12 protein-coding genes are annotated in these 12,462 nt (G+C 63.7%); 9 read left to right on the top strand and 3 right to left on the bottom strand.

The window, feature by feature from the left end; genetic code table 11:
* The first annotated feature begins 42 nt into the window (after positions 1–42).
* From ACYG9Y_RS18695 to ACYG9Y_RS18675, 5 genes are all read left to right on the top strand, one after another.
* Positions 43–1,059, top strand: a complete 1,017-nt coding sequence (locus ACYG9Y_RS18695; RefSeq protein WP_023668471.1) for a polyprenyl synthetase family protein — start codon at positions 43–45, stop codon at positions 1,057–1,059.
* 84 nt (positions 1,060–1,143) lie between these two features.
* The gene (locus ACYG9Y_RS18690; RefSeq protein ID WP_023687112.1) at positions 1,144–1,812 is read left to right on the top strand and encodes a GntR family transcriptional regulator; all 669 of its coding nucleotides are present in this window, start codon (positions 1,144–1,146) and stop codon (positions 1,810–1,812) included.
* A gap of 379 nt (positions 1,813–2,191) precedes the next feature.
* Positions 2,192–2,782, top strand: coding sequence for a biotin transporter BioY (locus ACYG9Y_RS18685; protein WP_023738467.1), 591 nt, complete (start codon positions 2,192–2,194; stop codon positions 2,780–2,782).
* Between the two features lie 109 nt (positions 2,783–2,891).
* The gene (locus tag ACYG9Y_RS18680; protein WP_023738468.1) at positions 2,892–3,308 is read left to right on the top strand and encodes a DUF1284 domain-containing protein; all 417 of its coding nucleotides are present in this window, start codon (positions 2,892–2,894) and stop codon (positions 3,306–3,308) included.
* A gap of 191 nt (positions 3,309–3,499) precedes the next feature.
* Positions 3,500–5,275, top strand: a complete 1,776-nt coding sequence (locus tag ACYG9Y_RS18675; RefSeq protein ID WP_023738469.1) for a tetratricopeptide repeat protein — start codon at positions 3,500–3,502, stop codon at positions 5,273–5,275.
* Positions 5,276–5,482: 207 nt separating this feature from the next.
* On the opposite strand, the gene ACYG9Y_RS18670 is transcribed toward ACYG9Y_RS18675, so the two are convergent.
* Positions 5,483–5,944 carry a GNAT family N-acetyltransferase gene (locus tag ACYG9Y_RS18670; RefSeq protein WP_023687114.1) on the bottom strand — a complete coding sequence of 154 codons (462 nt, stop codon included), beginning with the start codon at positions 5,942–5,944 and terminating at the stop codon, positions 5,483–5,485.
* Positions 5,945–6,120: 176 nt separating this feature from the next.
* Between ACYG9Y_RS18670 and ACYG9Y_RS18665 the strand changes: the two genes are divergently transcribed.
* The 3 genes from ACYG9Y_RS18665 to ACYG9Y_RS18655 all read left to right on the top strand — a co-directional run bounded on the left by ACYG9Y_RS18665 (position 6,121) and on the right by ACYG9Y_RS18655 (position 10,048).
* Complete coding sequence (locus tag ACYG9Y_RS18665; RefSeq protein ID WP_023738470.1) at positions 6,121–7,065, top strand: glycine--tRNA ligase subunit alpha; 945 nt, start codon at positions 6,121–6,123, stop codon at positions 7,063–7,065.
* A 64-nt stretch (positions 7,066–7,129) separates the two neighbouring features.
* Positions 7,130–7,405 (top strand): hypothetical protein, encoded by a 276-nt coding sequence (locus ACYG9Y_RS18660; RefSeq protein WP_156929806.1) that lies wholly within the window; start codon positions 7,130–7,132, stop codon positions 7,403–7,405.
* 54 nt (positions 7,406–7,459) lie between these two features.
* Positions 7,460–10,048, top strand: coding sequence for a glycine--tRNA ligase subunit beta (locus ACYG9Y_RS18655; RefSeq protein ID WP_023738471.1), 2,589 nt, complete (start codon positions 7,460–7,462; stop codon positions 10,046–10,048).
* 76 nt (positions 10,049–10,124) lie between these two features.
* On the opposite strand, the gene ACYG9Y_RS18650 is transcribed toward ACYG9Y_RS18655, so the two are convergent.
* Positions 10,125–10,508 carry a hypothetical protein gene (locus ACYG9Y_RS18650; protein ID WP_245259948.1) on the bottom strand — a complete coding sequence of 128 codons (384 nt, stop codon included), beginning with the start codon at positions 10,506–10,508 and terminating at the stop codon, positions 10,125–10,127.
* Between the two features lie 152 nt (positions 10,509–10,660).
* The gene (locus ACYG9Y_RS18645) at positions 10,661–11,110 is read right to left on the bottom strand and encodes a hypothetical protein (protein ID WP_023738474.1); all 450 of its coding nucleotides are present in this window, start codon (positions 11,108–11,110) and stop codon (positions 10,661–10,663) included.
* Positions 11,111–11,479: 369 nt separating this feature from the next.
* Between ACYG9Y_RS18645 and ACYG9Y_RS18640 the strand changes: the two genes are divergently transcribed.
* On the top strand, positions 11,480–12,445 hold the full coding sequence (locus tag ACYG9Y_RS18640; RefSeq protein WP_023738475.1) for an L-threonylcarbamoyladenylate synthase: 966 nt from the start codon (positions 11,480–11,482) through the stop codon (positions 12,443–12,445).
* Positions 12,446–12,462 lie beyond the last annotated feature (17 nt).

The raw sequence follows: 12,462 nt of genomic DNA, 5'->3' as shown, positions 1-12,462 counted from the left end.
GGGTGCCGTCGCACGCGTGATCAAAGACGGGAGTGTTTGTTGGTGGGTGTCGTTCTCAACATCGAAAACGGGAAGCGGGAACCCGCCTCCATCAAGGATCTCATCGACCTGACAGCAGCCGATATGGGGCGCGTCAACAAACTGATCCTGTCCAAGGCCGGCTCCGACGTCGAGATGATCCCGGAGGTCGCCAATCATCTGATCTCGTCGGGCGGCAAAAGGCTGCGTCCCATGCTGACGCTCGCGGCGGCCCAGATGTTCGGCTATTCCGGCGAGGGCCACGTCAAGCTCGCCACCGCGGTCGAGTTCATGCACACCGCCACGCTGCTCCATGACGACGTCGTCGACGAGAGCGGCATGCGGCGCGGCAAAAAGACTGCCCGCATGATCTGGGGCAACCAGGCGAGCGTGCTGGTCGGCGATTTCCTGCTCGGCCAGGCTTTTCGCATGATGGTCGATGTCGGTTCGCTGGAAGCGCTCGACATCCTGTCCAGCGCCGCCTCGATCATCGCCGAGGGCGAGGTGATGCAACTTGCCGCAGCCAAGAACCTCGATACCACCGAGGACGAGCATTTCGCCGTCATCAAGGCCAAGACCGCGGCGCTGTTTTCGGCTGCCGCCGAGGTCGGTCCGGTCATCGCATCGGCGACGCGCAACGATCGCGCCGCATTGCGCTCCTACGGCATGAATCTCGGCCTTGCCTTCCAGCTCATCGACGATGCGCTGGATTATGGCGGCTCCAGCCAGGAGCTGGGCAAGAATGTCGGTGACGATTTCCGCGAGGGCAAGGTGACGCTGCCGGTTATCCTCGCCTACCGGCGCGGCACCAAGGCCGAGCGCACCTTCTGGAAGCGCGCCATCGAGGACAATGTCACCGACGATGCCGGCCTGGAAAAGGCGATCGGCCTGATGACCCGCCATGGCGCCATTGCCGACACCATCGGCCGCGCCCGCCATTTCGGCGAGATCGCCCGCGACGCGCTGGCGCCGCTGGAGGCGACGCCGCAGAAATCGGCGCTGATCGACGTCATCGACTTCTGCATCAGCCGGGTGAACTGACCCGCGCCTGGCGCCAAAAGTTTGCATGCAATATCGGGCAATCACCGCTCGACAATCGGTTGCGGCGCAAATTATCTATAAAACATGGCAAAGACCGCAGACGACACCATCGCCGTGCGCATCAGCAAGGTGCTGGCGGATCGCATCATATCGGGCGCGATCGAGCCGGGAGCCCGGTTGCGGCAGGATCACATCGCCGAGGAATTCCAGACCAGCCATGTCCCGGTGCGCGAAGCCTTCCGGCGCCTGGAGGCGCAAGGGCTGGCGGTCAGTGAGCCCAGGCGGGGCGTGCGCGTCGCCGCTTTCGATCTCGGCGAGGTAAGGGAAGTCGCCGAAATGCGGGCAGCCCTCGAAGTGCTGGCGCTGCGCCATGCCGCGCCGCATCTGACAGCTTCCATTCTCAATCTTGCCGAAGAAGCCACAAAGGCCGGCGACAAATCCCGCGATGTCCGCTCTTGGGAGGAGGCCAACCGCACCTTCCACCGGCTGATCCTGGCGCCCTGCGGCATGCCGCGGCTCATCGCCACCATCGACGATTTGCACGCCGCAAGCGCCCGCTTCCTGTTCGCCGCCTGGCGCTCGGAATGGGAAATCCGCACCGACCAGGATCATCGCGCGATCCTCAGCGCGCTGCGGCAGGGCAATACTGAATCGGCCGCCGCCACGCTTGGCCGGCACGTGCAGTGGATCGGCCAGAAACCAGTCAAGACCGCGTCGGGCAAGATGCGCGAAGCGTTTGCCATCGTCGGGTAGGGCTCGGCGGAGCTAGCGGCTGCGGACAAATCGTCAGCCTCTTTGACAAGCGCGAGCGTCGCGATCCTTCACACCCCCCTCTGTCCTGCCGGACATCTCCCCCGCAAGGGGGGAGATCAGATGTCGCGAATGCTTTCGCCAATCGCAAACGTTGCAGGAAAAGCGCCGTCGAACGAACTGCCGATCTCCCTCCTTGCGGGGGAGATGGCCGGCAGGCCAGAGGGGGGTGCTGTCCCGCCGACCTTCTGATTTCGTTCATCTCTGCACTCAACCCCCGCCTGTTTCAGAGCGAGGGGGTTGCCATCCGCGCGTAAATCTGGATTCGATAATAGATCGAACTTAAAAATTATCTATAATTCAACCAGCCAGGGAAGCAGCCATGACCGACATCGCCTTTTCGCCGTCCAAGCCGTCCTTCAGCCCGTTGCGCCTGCAAACCCGCTCGCATAGCTGGCAGGCCGCGGCCGTCGTCCTCGGTACGCTGTTTCTGGCGCTGTCGTCCCAGATCGAGGTGCCGATGGTGCCGGTGCCGGTCACCATGCAGACCTTCGCCGTGACGCTGGTCGGCGCACTTTATGGCTGGCGGCTTGGCGCCATGACCATCATCGCCTGGCTCGCCGAGGGCGCCATGGGCTTTCCTGTCCTGTCCGGAGGGGCAGCGGGCGCGTCGTATTTCGTCGGGGCAACGGGCGGTTATCTCTTCGCCTTCCCGCTCGTCGGCGCGCTTGTCGGCTGGCTGGCCGAACGCGGCTGGAACGGCAACCGCGTGCTGCTCGCCTTCGCCGGCATGGTCCTCGGCAACCTCACCTGCCTGGTTCTCGGAACGGCCTGGCTCGCCGTCATGATCGGCCTCGAACAGGCCATCGCCTTCGGTTTCCTGCCGTTCCTCGTCGGCGGCCTGTTGAAATCGGCGCTCGGCGCCGCGACGCTCAAGCTGTTTTCCGGCAAGGCGGACCCGGCAGGAGCATGATCCCGAAAAATGAGTCCGGTTTTCGGAAGAGATCATGCTCAAACAAAAAGATGGAGCCCCATCCCGATACCATCGGGATGGAACAGGCTCCGCCATCGCGTCCTGACCGATGACCGTCAGGTTGCGCTCCCACCATCTGCTTTGCCTGCTGACCTATGTCGGCAAAGGCTACAGCGGAGCCTTCGTCGCCAATTTTGACGTGATCGCGAAACGTCTGGGCCGGGGCGAGGATATTCTGATCGTCTCCGGCCCCGACGACATCTGTCGGCCGCTGCTCGGCGAGGCCGAGCCCCACTGCTTGCGCGAAAGCGCCGCAGGCCGGGACGAGCTGGCAGCACGCGATGTCGGCAAGCTGCTGGCCCGGCCCATCGAGGCGGGCGTCCGTCTCAGCCTCGACGCGGCAACGCTTGCCGCCTTGCGCGCGGCCTTTTCAGCCGGCGTGACGCGTGAGGCCTGCCAGGGTTGCGAGTGGGCCGGCCTGTGCAGCACGATAGCGGCAGGCGGATATCGCGATGTCAGGCTGTAGCTCCCAACCCCGATCTGCTATTGTCGGAACCGACAGTGTCTGCGTCGCCATGGTTTGTTAATCGGGTGACCCGATTGTGAATTCGGCCCGGATTGAAGCCTGACCCCAAAAAGGCCATGCTTTGTCAGGAAACATCGAGTCTATGGCTTCTCCGCGCCGACGCGGGATGGCGCTTGGCTGAAAGGGATACGATGCGGCAAGGACGTGCGCGCTGGCTCGCAGGGCTGGCAATTGTGGCAGGGATGGCGATTTCTCCGCTGCCTGCCTACGCGAAGGAATCGACCGACCCGGTCAAGATCACCTCCTTCTCGGGCGCCTATCTCGCCGCCCGCATCGCCGAAGGCGACAACGACCTCGACAATGCCATCGCTTATTACAAGCAGGCGCTCGCCTTCAATCCCGGCGACACCTCGCTGCAGCAAAGCCTGATGCTGTCGCTGATCGCGCAAGGCCGCTTCGAGGAATCGCTCGTCTATGCCGACAAGCTCAAGGCAGTTCCCGACGTCGAGCGCTTCTCGCGTCTGGCTCTGGCGGTCGATTCCTTCCACAAGAAGGATTTCACCAAGGCGCAGTACTGGCTCAAGCTGTCGCTCGAATCCGATCTCGACCGGCTGATTTCCGGCGTCATGTCCGGCTGGGCACAAGAGGGCGCCGGCGACCCCACCGGGGCGATGGTCTCGATCGACAAACTGCAGGGGCCGGACTGGTTCGGCCTGTTCAAGTCCTTCCACCGCGCGCTGATCGCCGATGCCGCAGGCCTGTCGGACAAGGCCGACGCGCTTTATGACGCGACCCTGACCGACGTCACGGCCGGCGGTGCCGCGCCCGAGACATGGATGCGCAACGCCCAGGCCTACGCGTCTTTTCTGGCGCGCAAGGGCAACAGGAACAAGGCGCTCTACGTGCTCGACAAGGCCGAGGCGTTCGCGCCCGGCAAGCTGGACATCCAGGCGCTTCGCGACAGCATCAGCAAGGGCGACAAGATCGAGCCCTTCGTCGCCAATCCCTCCGACGGCGCCGCTGAAATCCTGCTCGACCTCGCCATCGCGCTCAATCGCGGCGGCGGCGAGCCGTTCGTGCGCCTCTATCTGCAATATGCGCTCGCGCTCAAGCCCGACAGCGACGCCGCTTTGGTGCAGCTTGCCGCCGTCGCGGAGCAGTTGAAGGACGGTGAAGGCGCCATTGCTCTCTATAGCCGCATTCCAGCCTCTTCGCCGCTGAAGGAGCTTTCCGACCTGCAGCTCGGCCTCAACCTTGCCGATCTCAACCGTCACGACGAGGCGATCGCCCATCTGAAGGCATTCGTCGAAGCTCACCCCGATGACATGCGCGCCTATCTGGCGCTGGGCGGGGTCTATGCCTCGAAGGAGGATTTCCGCTCCGCCGCCACTCTCTACGACAAGGCGGTCGCGGTGCTGAAGACGCCGACCAATGCCAACTGGAACATCTACTATCAGCGCGGCATCGCCTATGAGCGGCTGAAGGAATGGCCCAAGGCCGAACCGAACTTCCTCAAGGCGCTGGAACTGTTCCCCGACCAGCCGCAGGTGCTGAACTATCTCGGCTATTCCTGGGTCGACATGAACATGAACCTCAAGGAAGGCCTGGCGATGATCCAAAAGGCCGTCGACCTCAGGCCGAGCGACGGCTACATCGTCGATTCGCTGGGCTGGGCCTATTTCCGCATGGGCCGGTTCGACGACGCCGTGCGCGAAATGGAGCGCGCCGTGTCGCTCAAGCCGGAAGATCCGGTGCTCAACGACCATCTCGGCGATGCCTATTGGCGCGTCGGCCGCAAGCTCGAAGCCACATTCCAGTGGAACCAGGCGCGCGACCTGAAGCCGGATCCCGATGTGCTTGCCATTTTGCAGCAGAAGCTGATGAAGGGCCTGCCGCCGATCGAATCCAACACGGCGCAGGAAACCCCGAAGGTCAAGCCGGCCACCCCGCCAGCGCCGAAAGGGTGATCGGGCCATACTTCTGATGAAACGGGGCTCTCGCTGAGCCCCGTTTTTTCGGTTTGGCGTCTTAGAGCAATTCCAGGAAAGTGTGCGCGGTTTTCCGTTCGGAATTGCGACAGAAACAACGAGATAGAGACGCCCTATCGCGATCGTCATTCTATGGCGGAGCAAGGAGCGAAGCGACGCGGCGCAGACCCAGCGTTGGCGCTCATTCTAGAACAGCTTTCGGTAGACGACGAACCCCGAGAGATCGCCGATCTTGTCGTAGAGCTTCATCGCCGTGTGGTTGGTTTCGTGTGTCAGCCAGTAGACGCGGCTGGAGCCTGCGGTTTGCGCCCTGGTATAGACGTCTTCGATCAGTGCCCGGCCGACGCCCTTGCCGCGCGACGCCTCATTGGTGAAGAGATCCTGCAGATAGCAGTTCGGCGAAATCGCCGTCGTGGTGCGGTGGTAGAGATAGTGGACAAGGCCGAGAAGCTTGCCTTCGCTCTCGGCGACCAGCGCATGCATAGGCTCATAGGCATCGAAGAAGCGCGACCATGTCATTGCAGTGATGTCACCGGGCAGGGCGGTCTCGCCCGAGCGGCCGTAAAACGCATTGTAGCCGTCCCACAGCGGCAGCCATTGCTCGTAATCCTCTCGGGTGACGGGGCGTACGGTGAACTGGCCTTGCATGGCTGAACCTTTGTCGTTGAAGCTGGGCGAGCAAACGGCCACCGGCACCGTCCGGCAATGGGCCAGTCCGAAGCAAAGCGTTCAACCTCTCATCAAGGCGGCGATAGGCGCTGCCTTGACGCCTACCGGCCCGGCAACTAGGGAATGGCATCATTTCAGCGCTTTCCGAGGCCGCCGTGACGTCAGACAGTCCAGCCCATATGCATCCCAGCCGCTCGTTCCAGGGGCTGATCCTGACCCTGCACAATTACTGGGCCGCCTATGGCTGCGTCATCCTGCAGCCTTACGACATGGAAGTCGGCGCCGGCACCTTCCATCCGGCCACCACGCTGCGCGCGCTCGGGCCCAAGGGCTGGAACGCCGCCTACGTCCAGCCCTCGCGCCGGCCGAAAGACGGCCGCTATGGCGAAAACCCCAACCGGCTGCAGCATTATTACCAATACCAGGTGATCCTGAAGCCCAATCCGCCGAACCTGCAGGAGCTTTATCTCGGCTCGCTCAAGGCGATCGGCGTCGATCCGCTGCTGCACGACATCCGCTTCGTCGAGGACGACTGGGCAAGTCCGACGCTGGGCGCCTGGGGGCTCGGCTGGGAGTGCTGGTGCGACGGCATGGAAGTGTCGCAGTTCACCTATTTCCAGCAGGTCTGCGGCATCGAATGCGCGCCGGTGGCGGGAGAACTGACCTACGGCCTGGAGCGGCTGGCCATGTATGTGCAGGGCGTCGACAATGTCTACGACCTCAACTTCAATGGCCGAGAAGGCGCCGAAAAAGTCACCTATGGCGATGTCTTCCTGCAGGCCGAGCAGGAATATTCCAGGCACAATTTCGAATATGCCAACACCGCCATGCTGCTCAGGCATTTCGAGGACGCCGAAGCCGAATGCAAGGCGCTGCTCGCGGCCGGCGCCCCGGCTTCGAACGACGATCTGCCGATGCACCGCATGGTCTTCCCGGCCTATGACCAGTGCATCAAGGCCAGCCACATCTTCAACCTGCTCGACGCGCGCGGCGTGATTTCGGTGACCGAGCGGCAGAGCTACATCCTGCGGGTGCGCAATCTGGCGAAAGCTTGCGGCGAGGCATTTTTGCAGACCCAGGCCGGCGGGCTCGCCGCCTGAGGCTCACTTCATCATTTCGAGAGAAATGTTGATTGGGGCCAATATCGGGCCAGTCGACCCCGCCATGGTCCGCATAGCCTGCCGTACGCCCGGCATCGAGAAGGCGCCATGCACCTGCGCGGCGAAACAGGCGCTGAGCGCGATGATCTGGAGAAGTCTCGATGCCGTTTTCATGGTCGTTCAGCCAATAGGTCCCTGCCTGAGCGTTGGTCGCTTCAGCGCTGCGTTTGGTTCATGGAAATCTTTGATCCAAGGACGGGCGGGCTGGTTGCGGCCCGACAGCGCCTTGAAAATTTTAGAAAATCGGCCCGGGCCGACGATCGGCAAGCGCAAAGGGTGACAGCGGCCAGCCGAGTTGCTATGCCCCGCCGACCATTGTCGCGCGAGCCTAACCATGCCTGATCTTTTGCTAGAACTTCGCTCCGAGGAAATCCCCGCCCGCATGCAGCGCAAGGCGGCGGGCGATCTCAGGAAGATGCTGACCGACGGTCTGGTCGAGGCGGGTCTGACCTATGACGCCGCGCGCGAATACTGGACGCCGCGGCGCCTGGCGCTCGATGTGAGGGGCCTGACCGCGCGCTCGAAGGACATCCACGAGGAGATCAAGGGGCCGTCGACGACGGCGCCGGAACAGGCGGTGCAGGGTTTTCTGCGCAAGGCAGGCCTTGCCTCGGTTGCCGAGGCGCATGTTCATTCCGATCCGAAGAAGGGCGATTTCTACGTCGCCCATATTTCGAAGCCGGGCAGGGCGGCGGAAGAAATCATCGCCGAACTGGTGCCGGCCATCATTCGCGGCTTCCCCTGGCCGACATCGATGCGCTGGGGGCCGGCTTCGGCCAAGCCCGGTTCGCTGCGCTGGGTGCGGCCGCTGCAGACGATTCTGTGCACCTTCGGCCCGGAGACCGAGGAGCCGGTGGTGGTCGATTTCGAGATCGATGGCATCCGCTCGGGCAATATCACCTATGGCCATCGTTTCATGGCGCCGGGTGAAATCACCGTGCGCCGCTTCGACGATTACGTGACCAAGCTGGAAGCGGCCAAGGTCGTGCTCGACGGCGACCGGCGCAAGGAGATCATCCTTGCCGACGCCCGCAACCTCGCCTTCGCCAACGGGCTCGATCTGGTCGAGGACGAAGGGCTGCTGGAAGAAGTGTCGGGCCTGGTCGAATGGCCGGTGGTGCTGATGGGCGAATTCGAACAGGCCTTTCTTGCCATTCCGCCCGAGGTGGTCCGGCTGACCATCCGCGCCAACCAGAAATGCTTTGTGACATCGCGCCCAATCTCCCCCCTAGAGGGGGAGATGTCGGCGAAGCCGACAGAGGGGGGCGCTGTCCCGCCGACCTCTCCGCGCGAAGCCCCCCCCTCTGCCCTGCCGGGCATCTCCCCCTCAAGGGGGGAGATTGGCCAATCGCCTCTCTCCAACCGCTTCATCCTCACCGCCAACATCGAGGCCAAGGACGGCGGCAAGGAGATCGCGCACGGCAACGGCAAGGTGGTGCGTGCCCGCCTGTCGGACGCGCTGTATTTCTGGAAGACCGACCAGGGCGATCTGCCGGATCTGGAGCAGCTCGAGGCGTCGGCGAAGAAATTCGGGCTCGATCTGAAAAAGCCGCTCGACCAACGCATGGCCCGCCTCGACCATCTCGGGGTGACTTTCCACGCCAAGCTCGGCACGCAAGGCGAGCGGGTGGAGCGGATCAAGCGGCTGGCGGAAGAGCTGGCGCCAACAGTGGCGCAGTCGATCTCCCCCCTTGAGGGGGAGATGGCCGGCAGGCCAGAGGGGGTCGCTTCGGCTGCCGCGACGCCGTCCGGTCTCTCGAAGAAAGAGGGAGTTGGCGCTCCACGCGAGACGACCCCCTCCGTCGCCTTCGGCGACATCTCCCTCTCAAGGGGGGAGATTACCGCGCTCGCCGCTCGCGCCGCTGTGCTGGCCAAGGCCGATCTCACGACAGAAGCAGTGGGCGAGTTTCCGGAACTGCAAGGCGCCATGGGCCGCAAATACGCGCTGCTGCAAGGCGAGCATCCGTCCGTGGCCGCGGCGATCGAGGAGCACTACAAGCCGCAAGGTCCGTCCGACCGCGTGCCGACCGATCCGGTGTCGATTGCCGTCGCGCTGGCCGACAAGCTCGACACGCTGGTCGGCTTCTGGGCCATCGACGAAAAGCCAACAGGGTCTAAGGACCCTTACGCGCTGAGAAGGGCCGCACTGGGCGTGGTGAGGATCCTGATCGAGAATGGGATCTCACTGCCGCTGACATCGCTCTTCGATAGTGCCTATCAAACGGCGAGTTATCTCGCGTCTAAGGCTGGACGGGCCTTTGGCCCCGACCTCCTCGCCTTCTTCCACGACCGCCTGAAAGTCTATCTCCGCGACCAGGGTGCTCGGCATGATCTCATTGACGCCGTGCTGGCAGGTGGTGGAAGCGCGCCAATCTCCCCCCTTGTGCTGGCGGCGAAGCCGACAAAGGGGGGCGCTGTCCCGCCGACCTCTCATTCTGGCGCGCTCCCCTCTGCCCTGCCGGGCATCTCCCCGACAAGAGGGGAGATCGGACAATCGCAGTCGGACGACCTCCTGCAGATCGTGCGTCGCGTCGAAGCTCTGGGGTCCTTCCTCGACACCGAGGACGGCAAGAACCTGCTCGCGGGCGCCAAGCGAGCGGCCAACATTCTGGCCGCCGAGGAGAAGAAGAAAACGCGCGTCGCCGAGACTGTTGAGCCGGCGCTGTTTCGCGAGGAGGCCGAGAAATCGCTGTTTGCGGCGGTGAATCAGGCGGAGAGAGAAGCCGGCGAAGCGATTCAAAACGAAGACTTTTCCGCCGCCATGCTGGCGCTTAGCGTGCTGCGCGAACCGGTTGATTCATTCTTTGAACGTGTTCTCGTGAATGATGAGGACCAGGCCGTGCGCGCCAACCGCCTGGCATTGCTCGCCCGCATCCGCACGGCCACCGACCAGGTGGCTGATTTCTCCAGAATAGCTGGCTAAGCGACGGACAAGCCCGAAGACGGGCGGCGTTCATACGCCGCCCGTCTTGTTTTCAGTCCTCCCGAGGCTGACTCCGTCAGTCCTCCAAAATGCTGACATGCACGCTGTCTGAATAGACGTCGACCTGGATCAGCGGCTCGCCATTGACGATGGCGTTCCGTGTCGAGGAGCTCATCGCGCCACCGCGCTTCAGCATGCGTTCCAGATACGCGCGATCATCGTTGCTGCGGAACCAGTCATCGCCCTGGTCGTCGGCATCGCGCCGGTGGAACTTGTGCCAGTTGGCACGGTCCTGCCGCACCATCTGTGCTGCGCTGCTCAGCTCATAGCCGTCGCTGGCATGGTGGTCGCGATCGGAAATGCGCGCGACGTAGGACCCTAGCTCGTCACCGGCCTGCGCGCCGCCGACAGCTATAGGTGACGCCAGCAACAGGCCGGCAACAGTCAAAGATTTCGTCATGTTCATGATAACCCCTCGCTCTCCTAGAACCCGGCGCGCTCATGCCAAACCCGATTGGCGAAATTGGGGCCGCCGCCGCCAAGCCGATCGTGCGCCGGGGCGTCGATCGGCGTCAAGCGGCATGGATCGGCCGACTGTCTTGGCTGAATGGCCTACTCGGCTTTGCCGACGCCCTCGATCGGCTGCTGCGGTGTTGCTGCCGGCTGCGGCGCTGCCGGTTGCGACTCGGGCTTGCCGTTCGATGCCGTTGCAGTTCCGGCTGGTGCGGTCTCTGCCGGCTCAGTTGCCGGCGCCGCGGCGCTCGCCCTGGCCGGAGCCGGCGCGGCGAAGGCGCCGCCGACGATGCCGCCGCGAATGATCATCGGGTCCTGCCTAGGCTTTTCGGGGATCGCCGCGACCTTTTCATAAGTCACATCGGGCTGGGCATCGCCGAGCGCGACGATCGATGGCGACGAGGCGATCCTGACCGGTTCGGATCCGCCAACCTTGATGACCGATGGCGTCGAGGTCGAGACGCCGAGAAAGACGATCGACGAGGCGTGCGCCCCACCGGTCATCGCCGCCAGGGTGAAACCAAGCGCTCCAAGCACACGCATCGACATCGAAACCGTCCCCTTGCCCAACAAGCTGCCAGCCCTAACCCAAGTAGCCTAACCCCAGTGGATTGATGCCGGCTTGCAGGGAAACATAGCATTTTAGGCATTGATAATTCGCCAACGCCGGCTTGCCCGAAAACCACTGCCGTATTAGAGCAATTCCAGGAAAAGTGAGTAGCGGTTTTCCGTCCTGAATTGCGCAAAAACAAATACTTAGAGCGTTTAAGCGAACAGCTGAACCGCTCTAATGCATGTCGCTCAAAAGTGGCCCCGGTTTTGAGAGAACGACATGCATCAAAACAAAGACCTAAAGCGCGTCGCATGAATCCGGTTCAGCGCGACGCGCTTTAGGTCCGGCGCTGTGAGGTGAAGCGAGTGGCTGAGATACTATCCGTCGGCGAAGCGATGGAGCAGGCGTTGGCGCTGCTCGAGGGCGGCGACGTCGTCGGTATCCCGACGGAGACCGTCTATGGACTGGCCAGCGACGCGACCAATGGCGTCGGCGTCGCCCGCATCTTCGAAGCCAAGGGCCGGCCGCGCTTCAACCCGCTGATCGCCCATGTCGCCGATCTCGCGATGGCCGAGCGCATTGCGATCTTCGACCCGCTGTCGAAGCGGCTGGCCGAGGCGTTCTGGCCGGGGCCGCTGACGCTGGTGCTGCCGCTCCGACCCGGCAACGGCATCCATCCGCTGGTCACCGCCGGGCTCGATACGATCGCGCTGCGCATGCCGAGGGGCTTCGGCGGCGAGCTGATCGCCAGGCTCGGCCGGCCGCTGGCCGCGCCCAGCGCGAACTCTTCGGGCAAGATAAGCGCCACGACGGCGCAAGCCGTGGCGGCCGATCTCGGCGCCAAAATCCGGCTGGTGGTCGATGGCGGCGCCACCCCGGTCGGGCTGGAATCGACCATCGTCAAGGTCGAAGGCAACAGCGTGCGGCTGCTGAGGCCAGGCGGCATCGCTGCCGCCGATATCGAGGCCGTCACCGGCATCAAGCTGCAGCGCGGCGCGACAGCCGGCATCGAGGCGCCCGGCATGCTGGCGTCGCATTATGCGCCGAGCGCATCGGTGCGGCTCGATGCACAGAGTGTGGCTGAAGGCGAGGCCTTGCTGGCCTTTGGTGGCGACCGCGCCGAAGGCTGGCAAGCGGCGGCCGCCTTGCGCAACCTGTCCGCGTCAGGCGATTTGCGCGAAGCCGCAAGCAATCTGTTCGCGTATCTGCAGGAACTCGACCGCAGCGGTGCGGCCACGATCGCCGTCGAGCCGATCCCGGTCGAAGGGCTCGGCGAGGCGATCAACGACCGGCTGTTTCGTGCCGCTGCCCCCCGTGACAAGCTCGATTGAGCGCCATAGTTTGCGCC

It is taken from the genome of Mesorhizobium sp. W050, from assembly GCF_054719535.1.
This window is presented reverse-complemented; position numbering and strand designations above follow the sequence as displayed.